The organism is Nonomuraea sp. NPDC051298 (assembly GCF_055586305.1).
Map to the genome: position 1 here is coordinate 155003 of NZ_JBVJIM010000019.1, position 18405 is coordinate 173407.

13 protein-coding genes and 1 rRNA gene are annotated in these 18405 nt (G+C 70.4%); 1 reads left to right on the plus strand and 13 read right to left on the minus strand.

All coding sequences use genetic code 11. The features are described 5' to 3' along the window. Positions 1–210 precede the first annotated feature (210 nt). The 12 genes from ACZ6S0_RS39330 to ACZ6S0_RS39385 form a co-directional block, all read right to left on the minus strand. The gene (locus tag ACZ6S0_RS39330) at positions 211–3306 is read right to left on the minus strand and encodes an Rne/Rng family ribonuclease (protein ID WP_465924417.1); all 3096 of its coding nucleotides are present in this window, start codon (positions 3304–3306) and stop codon (positions 211–213) included. A 144-nt stretch (positions 3307–3450) separates the two neighbouring features. After that, on the minus strand, positions 3451–4206 hold the full coding sequence (locus ACZ6S0_RS39335) for a TIGR03936 family radical SAM-associated protein (RefSeq protein ID WP_465924418.1): 756 nt from the start codon (positions 4204–4206) through the stop codon (positions 3451–3453). 152 nt (positions 4207–4358) lie between these two features. Next, a complete protein-coding gene (locus tag ACZ6S0_RS39340) occupies positions 4359–6269 on the minus strand; it encodes a TIGR03960 family B12-binding radical SAM protein (RefSeq protein ID WP_465924419.1) in 1911 nt (636 codons plus the stop codon). 195 nt (positions 6270–6464) lie between these two features. After that, positions 6465–7625, minus strand: a complete 1161-nt coding sequence (gene rodA, locus ACZ6S0_RS39345) for a rod shape-determining protein RodA (protein WP_465924430.1) — start codon at positions 7623–7625, stop codon at positions 6465–6467. Between the two features lie 913 nt (positions 7626–8538). Then, positions 8539–10584: a penicillin-binding protein 2 gene (gene mrdA / locus ACZ6S0_RS39350; RefSeq protein ID WP_465924420.1), complete on the minus strand. Its 2046-nt coding sequence runs from the start codon at positions 10582–10584 to the stop codon at positions 8539–8541. Further along, the gene (gene mreD, locus ACZ6S0_RS39355; RefSeq protein WP_465924421.1) at positions 10581–11045 is read right to left on the minus strand and encodes a rod shape-determining protein MreD; all 465 of its coding nucleotides are present in this window, start codon (positions 11043–11045) and stop codon (positions 10581–10583) included. The genes mrdA and mreD overlap by 4 nt, the downstream gene beginning before the upstream one ends. Then, on the minus strand, positions 11042–11920 hold the full coding sequence (mreC, locus tag ACZ6S0_RS39360) for a rod shape-determining protein MreC (RefSeq protein ID WP_465924422.1): 879 nt from the start codon (positions 11918–11920) through the stop codon (positions 11042–11044). Before mreC ends, mreD begins: the two co-directional genes overlap by 4 nt. Next, on the minus strand, positions 11920–12951 hold the full coding sequence (locus tag ACZ6S0_RS39365; RefSeq protein WP_344890630.1) for a rod shape-determining protein: 1032 nt from the start codon (positions 12949–12951) through the stop codon (positions 11920–11922). Before ACZ6S0_RS39365 ends, mreC begins: the two co-directional genes overlap by 1 nt. A 349-nt stretch (positions 12952–13300) precedes the next feature. Continuing rightward, positions 13301–13711 carry a nucleoside-diphosphate kinase gene (ndk, locus tag ACZ6S0_RS39370; RefSeq protein WP_465924423.1) on the minus strand — a complete coding sequence of 137 codons (411 nt, stop codon included), beginning with the start codon at positions 13709–13711 and terminating at the stop codon, positions 13301–13303. 190 nt (positions 13712–13901) lie between these two features. Further along, a complete protein-coding gene (locus tag ACZ6S0_RS39375; RefSeq protein WP_465924424.1) occupies positions 13902–15482 on the minus strand; it encodes a hypothetical protein in 1581 nt (526 codons plus the stop codon). A gap of 11 nt (positions 15483–15493) precedes the next feature. After that, on the minus strand, positions 15494–15835 hold the full coding sequence (locus tag ACZ6S0_RS39380; RefSeq protein ID WP_465924425.1) for a DUF4233 domain-containing protein: 342 nt from the start codon (positions 15833–15835) through the stop codon (positions 15494–15496). Continuing rightward, the gene (locus ACZ6S0_RS39385; RefSeq protein WP_465924426.1) at positions 15832–17154 is read right to left on the minus strand and encodes a bifunctional folylpolyglutamate synthase/dihydrofolate synthase; all 1323 of its coding nucleotides are present in this window, start codon (positions 17152–17154) and stop codon (positions 15832–15834) included. Before ACZ6S0_RS39385 ends, ACZ6S0_RS39380 begins: the two co-directional genes overlap by 4 nt. Before the next feature lie 157 nt (positions 17155–17311). Between ACZ6S0_RS39385 and ACZ6S0_RS39390 the strand changes: the two genes are divergently transcribed. Then, complete coding sequence (locus ACZ6S0_RS39390) at positions 17312–18130, plus strand: dioxygenase family protein (RefSeq protein ID WP_465924427.1); 819 nt, start codon at positions 17312–17314, stop codon at positions 18128–18130. Positions 18131–18317: 187 nt separating this feature from the next. Here ACZ6S0_RS39390 and rrf read toward each other — a convergent pair. Continuing rightward, a 5S ribosomal RNA gene (rrf, locus tag ACZ6S0_RS39395) occupies positions 18318–18405 on the minus strand; the annotation flags it as partial.

The window sequence follows — 18405 nt, forward strand, 5'->3', positions numbered from 1 at the left end:
CTTCTACTGACTCACTGTTGCTCTCGAACATCAGCCACCCCAGGGAAGAGGTGGCCGCCGAATGCTGCGCCTGTCATTCGGCCTGTCTCAAACCGACGAACCGAGCAAGCGCGCCAACAGGGCGCGTCACCTGACGCACCGGTTCACCAGGGTACCGGATTAACGGTGCCCTAGGCGAACCGGGCGGATCATCGGAAGTCTGCCGAGAAACTACTCGGCCGACTTGGCTCGGCGGGAGCGTCGCCGCCCCCTGCCGGAAGTCTGGCTTGCCTGGTCGTCCTCGGCCGGGACGTCATCAAGCGCACCGGTCACGGTATCACGGCCGGAGGAGTCCTTGGCCGCGGAAACCTTGTCGGAGACCGCCTTCTCCACGGCCATCTTCCCCTGCGTGCCGCGCGCCTCCGGCTTGGACTCGACCGGCTCCGTGGAGACCAGCAGCCCACGCCCGTTGCAGCACTCGCACGGCGTCGAGAACGCCTCGAGCAGCCCCTGGCCGACCCGCTTACGCGTCATCTGGACCAGCCCCAGCGAGGTCACCTCGGCCACCTGGTGCTTGGTCCTGTCGCGGGCCAGGCACTCCAGCAGCCGCCGCAGCACCAGGTCGCGATTGGACTCCAGCACCATGTCGATGAAGTCGATGACGATGATGCCGCCGATGTCGCGCAGCCTGAGCTGGCGGACGATCTCCTCGGCCGCCTCCAGGTTGTTCCTGGTGACGGTCTCCTCGAGGTTGCCGCCCTGCCCGGTGAACTTGCCGGTGTTGACGTCGACGACGGTCATCGCCTCGGTACGGTCGATCACCAGCGAGCCGCCGCTCGGCAGCCACACCTTGCGTTCGAGCGCCTTGGCGAGCTGCTCGTCGATCCGGTACGACCCGAACACGTCGCCCTGGTCGCCGTCCCACTTCGACAGGCGCTCGGCCAGGTGCGGGGCGACGTACTTGACGTAGTCGTCGACCGTGTCCCACGCGTCGCCGCCCTGGACGACCAGGTTCGTGAAGTCCTCGTTGAAGACGTCGCGGACGACCCGGATGGTCAGGTCGGGCTCGGCCGACAGCAGCTCGGGCGGGCTGGCCGACTTGGCCTTCTTCTGGATGTTCTCCCACTGCGCCGACAGCCGGGCCACGTCGCGGGCCAGCTCGTCCTCCGAGGCGCCCTCGGCCGCGGTGCGGACGATCACGCCGGCGTTCTCGGGCATGACCTTCTTCAGGATGCTCTTGAGCCGCGTGCGCTCCTTGTCGGGCAGCTTGCGGCTGATGCCGGTCATCGACCCGTCCGGCACGTACACCAGGTATCGCCCGGGAAGGCTGATCTGCGAGGTGAGCCGGGCGCCCTTGTGACCGATCGGGTCCTTCGTGACCTGCACGAGCACCGACTGGCCGGACTTCAGCGCCGCCTCGATCCGCTTCGGCTGACCTTCCAGGCCGGCGGTGTCGAAGTTCACCTCACCGGCGTACAGGACGGCGTTCCTGCCCTTGCCGATGTCCACGAACGCCGCCTCCATCGACGGCAGCACGTTCTGGACCTTGCCCAGGTAGACGTTGCCGACGTAGGACTGGCTGGCCTCGCGGTTGACGTAGTGCTCGACGAGGACGCCGTCCTCCAGCACCGCGATCTGCGTACGGTCGCCGTGGCGGCGCACCACCATCATGCGGTCGACCGACTCGCGACGGGCCAGGAACTCCGACTCGGTGATGATCGGCGGACGCCTGCGGCCCAGCTCGCGCCCCTCGCGGCGGCGCTGCTTCTTGGCCTCCAGCCGGGTGGAGCCGCGCACGCTCTGCACGCCGTCGGTGGCGGTGTCGAGCGTCGCCGTACGGCCCGAGCGCGGCGCGCGGATGCGTACCACGGTGTTCGGCGGGTCGTCGCCGGCCGGCTCGGCGCCATCGTCGGTGCCCCGGCGGCGGCGCCTGCGGCGGCGGCGTGAGGACGAGGCGTCCTCGTCGCCGGCCTCCTCGGCCGGCTCTTCCTCGGCCTCTTCCTCGGACTCCTCGCCGTCGTCGGACTCGTCGCGGTCGCGGGCCTTGCCCCGGCCCCTGCCGCCCCTGCGACGGCGACGACGACGGCCGCCGCCCTCCTCTTCTTCTTCCTGCTCGTCGCCGGTGTCGAGGTCGGTCTCGTCCTCGGCCGCCGCCTCGTCGACCGGCTCCTCGGCCTCCTCGGGCGCTTCGGGCTCGGCGACGGGCTCCGGCTCGGCCTTCCTGGTGACGGCGGGCTTGCCCTGGGTGGGGTCGGGCGCCTGGAACAGCGGCGCGAAGATGGCCGCCGGCCGCTGGAACGCGGTGCCCTGCTCGTCCTGCCTGCGCGCGGTCAGCCCGAAGGGGTCGGCCAGCAGGCTGGGCCGCATGGCGTCCTCGTCGAGGTCCTCGCCGGCGGGCTCGTCGTCGAGCGGCTCGTCCTCGGGCAGGCTCTCCAGGATGTCCTCGTCCTCGGCACCCGCCTCGGCGGCCCACGCCTGCGTACCGGCCTCCACGGCCCGTCCGGCCACAGCGGGCTCTTCGGCCCTGGTCGCCCGTCCGGCCTCGGCGGTCTCACCGGCCTCGGCGCCGAACGGCGCACCGGCCTCGGCACCGCCCGAGGGCGCCGCGACCTCGGCCCTCTCGGCGGGGGCCGCCGCCACCGCACCGGCCCGCGCCGCGGAATCCTCCACGGAGCGCACCTCTGCGGCCGGCGCCTCTTCCTGCTCGGTCTTCTTACGCGTCCTGCGCCGCCTCGCGGGCTCCTCCGCGACGGCCTCGGCGGTCTCGGCGGGCGTCGTGCCCTCCGGGAGCGCTCCCGCGGCCTCCGGCTGGGCCTCGGCCTCGGCGGCCTTCTTCGTCGTACGCCGACGGGTGGTCGTCGCGGTGGACCGCGTCCGGGTGGCCCTCTTGGGCTTCTCGGACACGGCCTCGGCGACGTCCTCGGAACCGGTTCCCGCCGCGCTCTCGGCGACGGCCTCGGCCACGGCCACCTCGACCGGGCTCTCCGCGACGCCGCCCTCGGGCCTGCTCACGGCAGCGCCGTTCCCGAGCGTCGTGCCGACGCCGCTCTCCGCGGCGGCCTGGCCGCCACGGCCCGCCGCCGTCAGCAGCTCGGCGGCCGGCTCTCCGGCCGCGCGCTGCACGGCGTGGCTCTGCACGGACTGCACATCGGCCACGGACGGCGCCGTCTGCGCCGCCACGACGGTGACCGGGACGGAGGCAGGCTCCTCGGGCTCCGGCGGAGGACCCGCGGGCCGGCTGGAGCGGCGACGCCTGGTCACCGTGGGCTGTTCAATTGTCTCCCCGTCAGGGCCATTGGCCCCGGCGTTGGGCTCGTTGTCGAGCATGCGGGCGCTCTCCCGTCAGCTCCCGGGCGCGTCGCCGCGCCGCGCAGGAGCCCTCGTGTCTCGTTGTCCGCCGGCGCTCTCGCGGAGAGCGCGCCGGCGCCAAGTCCTGTCAGCGGTCGTGCTCGACTCTTGCCGGGCACTTCCTTAACCGGCGACGTGCTCACCCGCCGGTTCCGCCTCGTCGCCGCCGCGCGTGATGTCGCGGTCAAGGCCGAGCGGATCGGCAAGTGCACCGGTGCTCGCGTCGAGTGGCCCCTGCGCCAGCCTGGTCACCTCGGGGGGAACCGGCGGCGCGAAGTCGGCCACAAGGCGCAGCCCTGTGAGCACATCGTCGGGTCGAACGGCAGGCGTCAGGTGCCGAACGACCATGCGCAGTATGACACACGGCCCTCCAACCACCTGAGCTGCGGTTCTGTCTGTTCCCTCGGACACCGTGAGCCTCAGGACGGCCTGCCGCGCGTCGAAGCGGCGGGGACCCTTCTTGGTCAGGCGCTCGACTTCCACCATGTCTGCCGCGAGAAACTTCTGCGCCGCCACCTCGGCGAGTTCGCGATCGGCACCGGGCAGCCGTACCTCCCAGTCGGAGACCTCCAAGCGATCGGCCAGCCCACCCGGACCCGCCTCCACAACGTCGAGCACATCGAGCCCAGGCGGCAACGACTCGTCCAGGCTCAGTCTGACCTGGCCGGGGTCGCACGGCGCGGTAACACCGATCTCGAGGTATTCGGCTTCGCTGGCGACGCCGGTCGGCGCCGCGCCCGCGTAGGAGATCTTCGGGTGGGGCGAGAAACCCGCGCTGTAAGCCACCGGAATGCCGGCACGGCGGACCGCCCTCTCGACGGCCCGCGAGATGTCGCGGTGGCTGGTGAAGCGCAGGCGGCCGCGCTTGGCGTAACGCACACGCAGGCGCTGCACCGTGGGCGCGGGCGGAGGCCCTTCGGGAACAGGTTTCAGAGCTTGTCGTCCTTCCCTTGTAAGAGTTCCTCGTCCCAGGATAAGCCGCCTCGGCGCATGGACGTGTACGCCGAGGCACGGCTCGCCCACTGAGCGCGCTAGACCACCGTAAGAGGAAGGAGTTTTCGCCCTGTTGGGCCGATTTGAATTTCGGTGCCCATGGTCGGGCAGACACCGCAGTCGTAGCACGGGGTCCAGCGGCAGTCTTCGACCTCACCGCCGGAGACGGCCTCCTGCCAGTCCTGCCACAGCCATTCGCGGTCGAGACCGGCGTCGAGGTGGTCCCACGGCAGGACCTCGTTCTCCTCCCGCTCGCGGGTGGTGTACCAGTCGACGTCGACGCCCGCCTTCTCGGCGGCGGCCATCCAGCGTTCGTACGAGAAGTGCTCGCTCCACCCGTCGAACCGGCCGCCGTCCTCCCACACGGCCCTGATCACGGCCCCGACCCTGCGGTCGCCCCGCGACAGCAGGCCCTCCACGATGGACGGCTTGCCGTCGTGATAGCGGAAGCCGACGGCCCGCCCGAACTCCCTGTCGCCCCTGAGCGAGTCGCGCAGCGCCTTGAGCCGCCGGTCGACGGTCTCGTGGTCGGCCTGCCCCGCCCACTGGAACGGGGTGTGCGGCTTGGGCACGAACCCCCCGATGGAGACCGTGCACCGGATGTCGCGGCTGCCGGTCGTCTCGCGGCCGGCCCTGATGACCTTCTTGGCCAGGTCGGCGATGGCCAGCACGTCTTCGTCCTGCTCGGTGGGCAGCCCGCACATGAAGTAGAGCTTGACCTGCCGCCAGCCCTGCGAATAGGCCGTGGTGACGGTGCGGATCAGGTCTTCCTCGGTGACCATCTTGTTGATCACCTTGCGCATGCGCTCCGAGCCGCCCTCGGGCGCGAACGTCAGGCCCGAACGCCTGCCGTTCCTGGAGAACTCGTTGGCCAGGTCGATGTTGAACGCGTCGACCCTGGTGGAAGGCAGCGACAGGGAGGTGTTGGTGCCCTCGTAGCGGTCGGCCAGTCCCTTGGCGACGTCGCCGATCTCGGAGTGGTCGGCGGACGACAGCGACAGCAGGCCGACCTCGTTGAACCCGGACTGCTTGATGCCGTTCTCGACCATCGCCCCGATCGTGGTGATCGACCGCTCCCGCACCGGACGCGTGATCATGCCCGCCTGGCAGAACCGGCAGCCCCGCGTGCAGCCGCGGAAGATCTCCACGCTGAACCGCTCGTGCACCGTCTCGGCCAGCGGCACCAGCGGCTTCTTCGGATAGGGCCACTCGTCGAGGTCCATCACCGTGTGCTTGTGCACGCGCCACGGCACCTCGGGCCGGTTGGGCGCGACGCGCTTGATGCGGCCGTCGGCGTGGTAGTCGACGTCGTAGAACTTCGGCACGTAGACCCCGCCGGACTCGGCCAGCCGCATCAGCAGCTCGTCACGCCCGCCGGGTCTGCCCTCGGCCTTCCACTCCCGGATGACCTCGGTGATGGCGATGGCGATCTGCTCCCCGTCGCCGAGCACGGCCGCGTCGAGGAAGTCGGCGATCGGCTCGGGATTGAACGCCGCGTGGCCGCCCGCGAGCACGATCGGGTCGTCGTCGCCGCGGTCGACGGCCGACAGCGGGATGCCGGCCAGGTCGAGCGCGGTCAGCATGTTGGTGTAGCCCAGCTCGGTCGAGAACGACACCCCGAGCACGTCGAAGGCGCGCACCGGCCGATGCGCGTCGACGGTGAACTGCGGGACGCCCTCGCTCCGCATGAGCTTCTCCAGGTCGGGCCAGACCGCGTACGTGCGCTCGGCCAGGGTGCCGGGAAGCTCGTTGAGGATCTCGTAGAGGATCGCCACGCCCTGGTTGGGCAGCCCGACCTCATAGGCGTCGGGGTACATCAGCGCCCACCGCACGTCGGCGGAGTCCCACTCCTTGACGGTCGAGTTGAGCTCACCCCCGACGTACTGGATGGGCTTCTGCACCTTGGGCAGCAGCGCTTCCAGGCGGGGGAATATCGACTCGACAGACATACCGCCAAGCGTAGCGGCGCTCAGGCGGTGGCGGGCCCGGGGATGTCCATGCCGTTCCCGCTGAGCACCAGCACGTGATGACCCTCGTAGCAGGTCGGTTCGACGGCGATCACCCCGCTCTCCAGGTCGTGAACGGCTACGACATGACTCGCGACCAGCAGGCGGCGCTCCTCGCGGTGAGCCGGGAACCCGCTTCTAACTGAACGACTGTCTTCGTACCCTGATGGCCTGAAGAAGCCCGACCGCGATCAGGTTCGCGAACGTGGCGGTACCGCCGTACGACACGAACGGCAGCGGCAGCCCGGTGATCGGCATGATGCCGATCGTCATCCCCACATTGATGAACGTCTGGAACGTGAACCAGCACACGATCGTGCCCGCGACCAGCGTCCCGAACCTGTCCTCGCACTGCCGGGCGATCTTCAGCCCGCGGAGCAGCACGACCCCGAGCAGCACCACCACCGTGACCGACCCGAGGAAGCCGAACTCCTCCCCGGCCACCGTGAAGATGAAGTCGGTGTGCTGCTCGGGCACGAACCGCCCGGTCGTCTGCCCGCCGCCCAGCAGCCCCTTTCCGAAGAGCTGCCCCGACCCAATCGCGATCATCGACTGCGTGCTGTTGTAGCCCACGCCGCGCGGGTCCACGCTCGGATCGACGAACGCGGTGAACCGCGCCACCTGGTACGGCTCCAGCATCTGGAAGTAGAACACCGCGAACACCCCGATGCCCGCGATCAGCGACAGCAGCGCGAGCCAGCGTTTACGCACGCCCGAGATGACCAGCCCGGCAGCCGTGATCACCGCCAGCACCAGCGCGGTGCCCAGGTCCGGCTGGAGCATCACCAGCCCCATCGTGAGCACCGCCGCGAACAACGCCAGCATCACGTCCAGCCCGCGCGGCCGATCGGTCCCCTCGGCCGGCTGCGCCAGCAGCATCGCGATGATCAGCAGCAACCCCACCTTGGCGAACTCCGACGGCTGCACCGCGAAGCCCCCGCCGAGCAGGATCCACGAGTGCGACCCGTTGATCGTCGCCCCCAGCGGCGTGATCACCAGCCCCAGCCCGACCAGCGACAACAGGAACACCAGCGGCGCGTACGCCCGCATCGCCCGATGGTCCACCATGGCCACGAGCCCGCACAACACCACGCCGATGGCCTCGTTGAGCAGGTGCTTCTTCACCAGCCCCGTGGACCCGGGCGCCCAGGTCCTGGTGGACGACCACACCAGCAGCGTGCCGATCACGCACAGCCCGGCCACCGCGACCAGCATGAGCCCGTCGAGCCGACGCACGGTCGAGTTCTCGCGCGCCATCCGCCGCAACAGCGAAGGCCGCCGAATCGCCACAGCCCGCATGCTCATCACCCACCCCCCGTCCCACCGCCACCACACACCCGCAAAGGTCCTCTGACACCCAAAGAACCACCACCCCCACGACGGACCGCCCAGACCTCACACCCCACCCACCGCACCCACACAACTCGCCCCCCAAAAACCCCACACCCCCACGCCCTCACACCTCGCCTCCCAACAGCCACACTCCCCCGCCCCACACCGCTCACCCCACAAGCCACCACACCACCCCGCCGCACACCGCTCACAACACAAGCCACATTCCGCCCCACACCCGTCACCTCAGCCACTGGCACCCGCCCCACGCCCCTCACGCCAGCCGTTGACGCCCGCCCCACACCCCTCATCCCGGCCGCCGACGCCCGCCTCACATCCCTCACCCCAACCGCAGACGCCCGCCCCACACCCGCCACCCCACCCGCAGACGCCCGCCCCACACCCCTCTTCCCAGCCCTTGACGCCCGCTTCACATCCCCTATCCCAACAGCCGCTCCCCGCTCCTTACCTCTCATCCCGCAAGCCACCTGACCCCGCCCCACACCCCTCACCACAGCCGTAGACGCCCGCCCCACCACGCCAACGCCATCCACGCATCCCCACACCGCAGACCGCGTTCCCGATGCCGCGCGACCACGCACCCCAGACACCGCCCCAGAGGCCCCACAACCCCGCCTCAGAGCCGCCGACCCCCGGCAGCCCGCATCAGACCCACCCCCCACCCCTCCGACGGCCGCTGGAGGCCCACCGGCGCGCCCCAGAGCCCTCGCCCCAGCCTCAGCACAACCCCGGTGCCGCCCGCGCAGGCCCGGCACGGGAAGCGACGCCGCCGCACAAGCCCCCACCCCGGCGTCCCTCATCCCAGCGGCCCCCGCCCCGGCCCGCGTCGGCACCCGCGCCCCCCGGCTCATCCCCCGGCTCATCCTCCGGCCACCGTTCCGTCAGGGGCGAACCGGGGCAGCCGCGTCGTCAGCCGCCCACCGGGCACAGCCGGCTTCCGCTTGATCCCGTAGATGCCCTCGTAGATCTCCCGGACCGCCGGAGCCGCCGTCTGCGCCCCCATCCCACCCTGGGAGACCATCGCGACCACCACGTACTGCGGATTCTTGGTAGGCGCGAACGAGGCGAACCACGAGGTGTCCTTCTTCCCCCAGACCTCGGCGGTACCGGTCTTGCCCCCCACCCGCACCTTGTCCATCGGGAACCCGGCGAAGGCCCCCGCGGCCGTGCCGTCCTGGGCCACCTGGCTCAGCGCGTTCTTGATGTAGAGCCGCTCCTTCTCGGTCAGCGGCAGCTTGCCCACCACCGGCACCGGAATCGTACGCACCACCGTGCCGTCGGGCCGCACCTGCGCCCACCCGATCCGCGGGCTGCGCACCTTGCCGTCGCTCACCAGCGCCATGTACGCCCTGGCCAGTTGCATCGGCGTCACCAGCACATCGCCCTGCCCGATGGAGAAGTTGGCCGAGTCACCTGGCCGCAGCAGGAACCCCTCGGTGCAGTTCTCCAGCGCCAGCCGCTTGAGGAAGTCGGCCCGCGCCCTGTCCTTCACCTCCGGATAGCCCTTGCGGGAGCGTTCGCAGTTGATCGCGTTGGTCCTGTTCCACAGGTCCTTCTTCCAGGCCCGGTCGGGGATGCGGCCCCCCGACTCGCCGGGCAGGTCGACCCCGGTCGGCCGGCCGAAGCCGAACGACCTGGCGATGTTCGCGAAGACCTCCTTCGGCTTGCGCTTCGGATAGCGCCCGCCGTCTTTGAGGTACTGCTCGTAGGCGGCCTTGTAGAAGATCGTGTCGCACGACTTGACCAGCGCCGTGTGCAGGGTGAGCGTGCCCAGCCCGATGCCGCGGAAGTTGTTGAAGGCCCGGCCGCCCACCGCGTAGGAGCCGGGGCAGCCGTATTGGCCGTTCAGCGGATAACCCGCCCGCAACATGGACGCCACCGACGTGATCTTGAACGTCGAACCCGGCGCGAACTGCCCGTTGATCGCCCGTGACACGAGCGGCTTGCCCGACTTGTCCGACAGCAGCCATTGGTAGCCGCGCGCCGAGATGCCGCCGCCCCAGATCTCCGGGTCGTACCCGGGCGCGCTGGCGAGCGCCACCACCCGCCCCGTACGGGCGTCGAGCACCACGGCGGCCCCGCCGTCGGCCCCGGGCGCGGACTTCATCGCGTTGCTCAGCGCCTTCTCCGTCACGGCCTGCACCCGCGAGTCGATGCTGGTCACCAGGTGGTCTCCGGGAACGGGCGTGATCTGCTCCTCGAGCCCGAGCGCCTTGCCCATCCGGTCGACCTGGACCCTGCGCAGCCCCGACTTGCCCCGCAACGCCTCGTCGTAGACGTATTCGAGCCCGTCGCGCCCAGCCAGGTCGACCCCCGAGAAGCTGGCCTTCAGCCCCTCCCGCTCCTCCAGCTCGGCCTCGGTCACCGGCTGGAGGTAGCCGAGCATCTGCGCCGCGGCCCGGCCCCCCGGATATTGCCGGACGGAGTGGATCTCCGCCGTCACCCCGGGGAACTCCTCCTGGCGCTCGAGGATCTGCAGCGCCTCACGGGTGTCGACCTTCTCGTCCAGCGGAACCGGCTGGTAAGGCGACCCTGTCCAGCACGGCTTGCCCACGCCGGGCCCGCAGGGCGTGATGCGCTGCTGCAGGTCGGCGACCGGCCGCCCGAGCACCGCCGACAGCTTGCCCAGCACCTTGACGCCGCCGTCCTTCATCCGCGACAGCCGGGTCCGGTCGACGGAGACGACCAGCGCGGTCTTGTTGCGCACCAGGGGCCGCCCCGACGAGTCGAGGATCTGCCCGCGCACCGCCGGTACGAGCACCGCCCGCGTCCGGGTCTCGGTGGCCCGGGTCACGAACTCCTGCCCGCGCACCACCTGCACCTGCCACAGGCGTACGGCCAGCACGACGAGCAGGGTCAGCACGAGCAGGTGCAACACCAGCAGCCGGGCGCGCATCCTGGTCATGTCGAGAACCTCGCCGCTCTGCCCCGTGTGGTCAGCCAGATCACGATCGGCGAGACCAGCAGCGTGTAGACGATCGTGACGGGCACCTGCTGGGTCAGCGTGGACATCGACACCCGCGGATCGGAGATCAGGCCGCCCACGGCCGCGGCCAGCAGCGGCGCGATCAGCACGCACAACACGACGGTGGTGGCCGGCCCGCCCGCGCCCCGCCCGGCGACGTAGCCGACCAGCGCCAGCACGAACGCGTATTGGCCGACGAGATGGGCGGACGGCGGCATGAGGTCGACCAGCAGCCCGGCACAGAACCCCAGAACGGCGCCGGGCCCGGCCCCCCTGGTCAGCGCCACCCCGATGACGGTGAGCAGCACCAGGTCGGGCGAACCCCCGGCAGGCAGCGGCAACCGGTTGACGAACATCACCTGCACCAGCAACGCCAGCACCACGAAGACCCCGCCGATCACCGTGCACCCTCCTTGGCGGGCAGCACGGCGTCACGGGGGTCGCGCTTGGGCGCCTCGACCACCACGCCCACGACGTCGAGGGCCGTCAGATCCGCGTACGGCCGCGCGTAGGCGATCCGCGTCAGCTCCCCCGGCGTCGACTCCACCCGCTCGATGACCCCGATCGGCACCCCAGGCACGTACGGCCGCCCGTGCTGCGACCCGAAGCTCACGATGCGCCCGCCCCTGCTGAGCGGCGCCGTGGAGTCGAGCAGCCGGAACTGCACGAGCCGCCCGTACTCCCCCACGCCGTGCACGACGCCGATCTCCTTGCCGCCCTCCAGCCGCGCCCCGGTGGCCGAGGCGGGATCGCTGATCAGCACCACCGTCGAGGTGCGCGACGTGGCCTGCAGAACCCGCCCCACCAGCCCGTCTCCGTTGAGCACGGTCATCTCGGGCCGCACCCCGTCAGCGGTGCCGAGGTCGATCTGCACGGCGTCCTCGAAACCCGGCTGCCCCCGCCGGGCCACCACGTTGCCCGGCACGACCTTGTAGCCGCCGGTCCCGGCCAGCCCGAGCAGTTGCTTCAGCTCCTTGGCGCGGTCGGCGTTGAGCTTGTCGGCCAGCAGGCCGGACCGGAGCTTGGCGTTCTCCGCCTTGAGCGCCTCGATGCGCTCCTGGGCGCTCGGCGCGGTCACGATCGCGTGCAGGAACCCGCCCACGGGCCGCAGCACCCCGCCGCCGAACGTCTCCGCCGTGCCGAGCACGTAGGCCCCGGCCGCCCGCAGCGGGCGCAGCGGTGAGCTGTCGCCGGTGCGGTGATCGACGGTCAGGACGACCAGCGCCACCGCCAGCAGCGCTCCCAGGATCAGCCGGGCACGGCGAGAGTCTCTCATCAGTGCCGCGACTCCGGCACCAGGACCTGCTGGAGGGCCTCGAACTCCTCGGCGCACTTGCCCGACCCGATCGCGACCGAGTCGAGCGCGTTGTCGACCATGTGCACGGGCATGCCCGTCTCGGCCTTGACCCGCTCGTCGAGGCCCTTGAGCAGCGCGCCTCCGCCGGTGAGGGCGATGCCGCGGTCCATGATGTCGCCGGACAGCTCGGGCGGGCACTTGTCGAGCGTGGTCTTGACCGCGTCGACGATCGCGTTGACCGGCTCTTCGATGGCCTTCCTGATCTCCTCGCTCGACACGATGATGGTCTTGGGCAACCCGCTGACCAGGTCACGCCCGCGCACCTCCGCGTGCGACTCCTCGCCGTACGGACACGCCGAGCCGATGGCGATCTTGATCTCCTCGGCGGTGCGCTCGCCGAGCATCAGCGAGAACTCCTTCTTGGCGAACGCGATCACCGCCTGGTCGAGCTCGTCGCCGCCGATCCTGATCGACTGGCTGGTGACCACGCCGCCCATCGAGATGATCGCCACCTCGGTGGTGCCGCCGCCGATGTCGACCACCATGTTCCCGGTCGGCTCGTGCACCGGCAGCCCCGCCCCGATGGCGGCGGCCATCGGCTCTTCGACGATGTAGACCTTCCTGGCGCCCGCCTGGTAACCGGCCTCCTTCACCGCCCGCTGCTCAACGCTGGTGATGCCGCTGGGCACCGCGATGATGATGCGCGGCTTGGCGAAATGCCGTCGTCTGTGCACCCGTTGGATGAAATATCGCAACATTCGTTCGGTGACATCGAAGTCCGCGATCACGCCGTCCTTGAGCGGGCGAACCGCGATGATGTTGCCAGGCGTACGACCGATCATGCGCTTGGCCTCGATGCCGACCGCCACGATCTTGCCGGTCGCGGTGTTGATCGCGACGACTGACGGCTCGTTGAGCACGATGCCGCGACCACGCACGTAGACCAACGTGTTGGCGGTGCCCAGGTCGACCGCCATGTCACGGCCGAGGAACGCGAGCTTGCTGCCCATGGGGAACGGAGCCCTCCGTAACGTCGTTCGCGAGTGACTACGGATTGAATTCGAATCGTAACGTGACGTACCCACCGATGCGCGCAATGAGCCGTCGCGCCTGTCAAAAATCTCCAACCTCTACCTCAACCGCAATTTTGCCCGGATTGCACCACAACATCCGATCAGAGGCTGGAACGGTCCATCACTCAACTGCGAGAAACCCTACGGCAACCGTCCGACAAAATTCCGCCCGCTGACACCAGCCCGGCCCATCGCCGGTGACACCGGAACCTTACGCAAGCCCACCGACAGAAAAGCGAACGCGCCCGCGCAGCCGGGGCTGCACGGGCGCGCGGAGCTGAGTGGGCTAGAAGCGGTCCGGGAAGAAGATCTTGATCTCCCTCGCGGCCGACTCGGGCGAGTCGGAGCCGTGGACGACGTTCTCACCGATCTCGAGGGCGTGGTCACCGCGGATCGTGCCGGGCGCCGACTTCACCGGGTCGGTGGCGCCGGCCAGCGCGCGGAAGGCCTCGACGGCGCGCGGCCCCTCGAGCACCAGGGCGACGAGCGGCCCCGAGGTGATGAACTCGACCAGCTCGCCGAAGAACGGCCGCTCGGCGTGCTCGGCGTAGTGCGCCTTGGCGGTGTCGGCGTCGAGGGTGCGCAGGTCCATCGCCACGACCTGGAGGCCCTTGCGCTCCACGCGCGAGATCACGTCACCGATGAGGCCGCGCTTAACCCCGTCGGGCTTGATCAGGACAAGAGTGCGCTCGGACACTTGGAGTTCTCCTTCGTACATGAGTGGGGTCGCGGCCGCGGGCCACCGGCCGGGCCGCGAGACGCGTCGCGGGGCACGCGCCCACGCGTCGCCGTAGCAGGGCCCTCAGCTTACCGTCCCCCGGCCGCCACCCTCGTTTCCGTAGGTGAACCCGGCGAACACCACCGGCGACGAGAGCGGCACGGCGACCCTACGAGGAGGCGTCGTCCTCGGGCGACTGCGCCTGGGAGGGGACCGCGGGCACCGGATCCCGCCTTTCCGCGTCGTCGCCCGTCAGGAGGCCCGCTCTGGCCGACACGGACGCCACCGCCTCACCGGCACGCGGCTCCTCCGCCGGGGCCCGTACGAGCAGCACGTCCGCGGGAGCGAGCACCCCTGCGCACGGAACGGACGCCTCCCCTGCCTCCACCTTCCCCGGCCGCCTGGCCATCACGGAGGCCAGCACGATCACCGCCACCACCAGGAACCCGCCGATCAACGCCCACCAGTGCAGCGCCCCCACGAAGCCGTCGACCAGCTCCTGAGCCGTCCGCACCCCGTCGAGCATGGTCATCTGCACACCGGTGCCCAGCAGGAACCCGGTCAGCACCCCCGTACAGCACAACGACAGCCCGAAGACCGCCGCCCCGATCCCGGACTCCCGCAGCGCCGCCGTCACCGCCACCGCCGCCCCCGCCGCGAGCAGGCTGAACGGCACCGCCAGCACCAGCCCGTCGGCCGACGGCACGACGAGCCGCACCAAGCACAGCCCTGCCACCACGGCCAGCAGACCCAAGGGCGCGAGCCACCGCGCACCCCGTGCGAACAACCGCACCGCCACCGCCGCCGCGATCGCGACCACCCCGGCCACCGCGTACGGCAGCCACAGCCCGCGCAGCCCCGGCCCGCCGAGGCCGCCCATCTCCACCAGCGTCACCTGGGCCGCGCTCGGCAGCAGCACCACGCCGACCGCCACCATCGTGTACGCCGGCGTACGGCCCTCCACGCTCCCGATCGAGGCCAGCACCAGCAGCCCCGCCACGGCCACCGCGGCCAGCCCCAGCACCGGCACGGCACGCCACCCCTCGCTCGCCGTGCCGATCGCGAGGGCGGCGATCGCGGCCGCCGGCGCCGCGGCCCAGAGCAAGCGTCGGCGATCCTGCTCGCCGGGCACCGCCGTCGCCGGCCGTCCTGCCGCCGTCCAGACCGCCAGGTGCACGGCGGCCAGCGCGAGCGCCACCCCCGTCACCATCGGGTACGGCTGCAGCGTGACCTTCCAGCTCGTCACCTCGTCGAGCGGCCACAGCGCCAGGGCCTGCGCCGTGAGCAGGCTCAGCCCGAACACGCCCACCCACAGGCCGCGCAGCACCGGCGCGCGGTCCCACACGGCGGCGAGCGTGACGGGCAGCACGACCCCCGCACCCACGCCGCGCAGCACGCGTACGACGCCGACGACGAACTCCGAGCCCGCGTAACCGCCCGCGACGTCGGACAACGCCACCAGCACCAGCCCGCCCAGCAGCAGATGGGCCGCCGGCAGCCGCCGCAGGGCCACCGCCGCGAGCGGGACGGTCAGCATCAGCGCGGGCAGGGCGAGCCCGTGCGTACGCATGAGCCCGGCCTGGTCGAGGTCGCCCGGCAGCAGCCCGGCGACGACGGAGAGCGTGTTGGGAACGGCGACCACCGCCAGGGGCAGCGCCGCCACGACGAGCAGCCCGAGCAACGTGTCGAGCAGCCACGGAGAGCTGAGGCGCGCCTGATACGGCGGCCGTTCTATCGGGGGGACGGCCATGTAGGCCGACTTTAGCGGGTTGTAGCGCCCTCGACACGGCGAGCGACGATAATCGCCGTGATCCACAGGGCGGCGAAGATCGTCCCGAGGAAGAACATGGTCGGCACGACGAAGCCCGTACCGATCGCCAGCACCTGTACGACGCTGCCAGCAATGTATCCGAAGGGCCTCTTGAGCAGGCCCGCGACGACCACGCACAGCACGGCCAGGCCGACGCCGACCGCCACGGCCAGCCCGGGCGCGACCCCGCCCACCCTGATCGCCACGGGCGTAACCAGCCCGGCCACGATGGCCTCCATGCCGAGCACCGTGGCGCCCAGCCTGCGCATGCCTGGTGTGACCTGGAAGTTCATCGGGCCCCGTCCGCCTTGAGCAGCAACCGCGCGTCGCCCGCCGTGACGACGGACCCGGTGATGAGCACGCCCGTGCCGCTGAACTCGCCCTCGGCGTCGGCGATGCCGATCCCCCTGTCGATGGCGTCGTCGAGGCGATCGACGACGTGCACGCGGTCTTCGCCGAAGAGCGGCTCGGCCAGCGACGCCAGCTCCTGGGCCGTCATGGCCCTGGGCGAGGAGTTACGCGTGACGACGATCTCGTCGAGAATCGGCTCGAGCAGCTCCAGCAGACCCTCGACATCCTTGTCGCGCATGACCGCGACCACGCCGATCACCTTGGCGAAGTCGAACGCCTCGTGCAGCCCTTCGAGCGTCGCCTGCATGCCGCCGGGGTTGTGGGCCGCGTCGAGCACCACCGTCGGCGTGCGCCGCACGACCTCCATCCGCCCGGGAGAGGACGCCTGCGCGAACGCCTGGCGCACGAGCTCCACGTCGAGCGGATCGTCTCCCCCGGTCAGCGCCTCGACGGCGGCCAGCGCGCAGGCGGCGTTCCCGGCCTGGTGCGCGCCGTAGAGCGGCAGGTAGACCTCGTCGTAGACGCCCTTGAGCCCGCGCAGCGTGAGCAGTTGCCCGCCGAGCGCCACCTCGCGGGCCAGCACCCCGAACTCCAGGCCCTCGCGTGCGACCACGGCGCCCACCTCCGACGCACGCCTCATCAGCACCTCGGCGGCGGCCAGCTCCTGCTGCGCCAACACGGCGGTGGCGCCGGGCTTGATGATGCCCGCCTTCTCCGTGGCGATGCTCGGGATGTCGGGCCCCAGCCGGTCGGTGTGGTCGAGTGAGATGGGGGTGACGACCGCGACCGTGCCGTCCGCGACGTTCGTCGCGTCCCACGACCCGCCCATCCCGGCCTCGATCACGCCGACGTCGACAGGGGTGTCGGCGAAGGCCGCGAACGCCATCGCCGTCAGCAGCTCGAAGAATTGGATGCGCCGCCCCTGCGTGTCGGTCAGCTCGACGTAGGGGATGATCTCCTCATAGACCTGGGCGAAGCGCTCCTCGCTCAGCGGCTCGCCGTCCACGGTGATCCGTTCGCGCATCGACACCAGATGCGGGCTGGTGAAGCGCCCCACCCGCAGGTTGCGCTCCTTCAGCAGCGCCTCGATCAGCCGCGCCGTGCTCGTCTTGCCGTTGGTGCCGGCGATGTGTATGACCGGGTACGCCCGCTGCGGCGAGCCGAGCAGGTCAAGAAGGGCCGCGATCCGATCGAGCGTCGGCTCGAAGTCCCACTCGACGCCACGATCCAGGATCGCGCGTTCTACCGCACGATAATCCACCCCTCAACCCTACTGACCACGGCCGACAGTCCGTACGCGGGGCGAACATATTGCGGACCATATAGAAAAATGGAGGGTACTCACCACGACGGCCAGGGTGCCACCTTGGGAAACAGCCTGCCCCACCCCCCGGCGGGCCGCTCAAGAGGAGGCCATCGTGGAAGGCGAGCACACTCGCACCGGAAAGCAAGCCGGCATCAGCAGAAAGACGCTGTTCAAGGCGGCCCTCATAGCGACGCCGGTGCCCTTACTGATCGGGCAGGTACCGGCTCTCGCTAGAAATGCCGCAGAAATCGGCGAACCACTCACTCCGACCCCCTACTGCGACGACGGCGACGACCCCACTCCCCCGCAGACAGAGGGCCCGTACTTCAAGCCGAACTCGCCGCAACGCACGGTCCTGCCCGGCACGGGCACACCGCTGACGGTCAGCGGCTACGTCTTCGGCCTCGCCTGCCAGCCCCTCGCCAACGTGCTGCTCGACTTCTGGCAGGCCGACAGGAACGGCGCGTACGACAACGTCACGTACAACTTCCGTGGCCACCAGTACACAGACGCCCAGGGCGCCTTCAAGCTGACCACGATCCTCCCCGGCCTCTATCCGGGACGTACGCGGCACATCCACGTCAAGGCCCAGGCCCCCGGCCGGCCGATCCTCACGACCCAGCTCTACTTCCCGGGCGAACCCCGCAACAACACCGACACCATCTTCGACCCCCGCCTCCTCATGACCGTCCGCACCGTCGGATCGGGCAGGGAGGCCACGTTCGACTTCGTGCTCAACGTCCCGGGCGTACCGCCCACGAACCCACCGACAAGTCCGCCTCCGGGCGGCGGCACCTGGCAGGTTGGGGTGACCTACCAGGCGGGTGACCAGGTCACGTATGGAGGCGCGTCTTACCGGTGTCTGCAGGGGCACCTGGCACAGGCAGGCTGGGAACCACCCAACGTGCCCGCCCTGTGGCAACGCGCCTGACCACAAGGTCCCCGAACGCAAGAGAGGGCCACCCCGGCTGCTGGGGGTGGCCCTCGTTGCACTTCAACCAACCACTCAGAACCACCGGAAAGAACCCCGGAAACAAGTCCAGAAACACAGCAGAAAAGACCCGAGAAATGCAGGAAGGGCCCGACACAAACCGTGTCAGACCCTACCCTGAATGATTGTCCGGCGGTGACCTACTCTCCCACACCCTCCCGAGTGCAGTACCATCGGCGCAGAGAAGCTTAACTTCCGGGTTCGGAATGTAACCG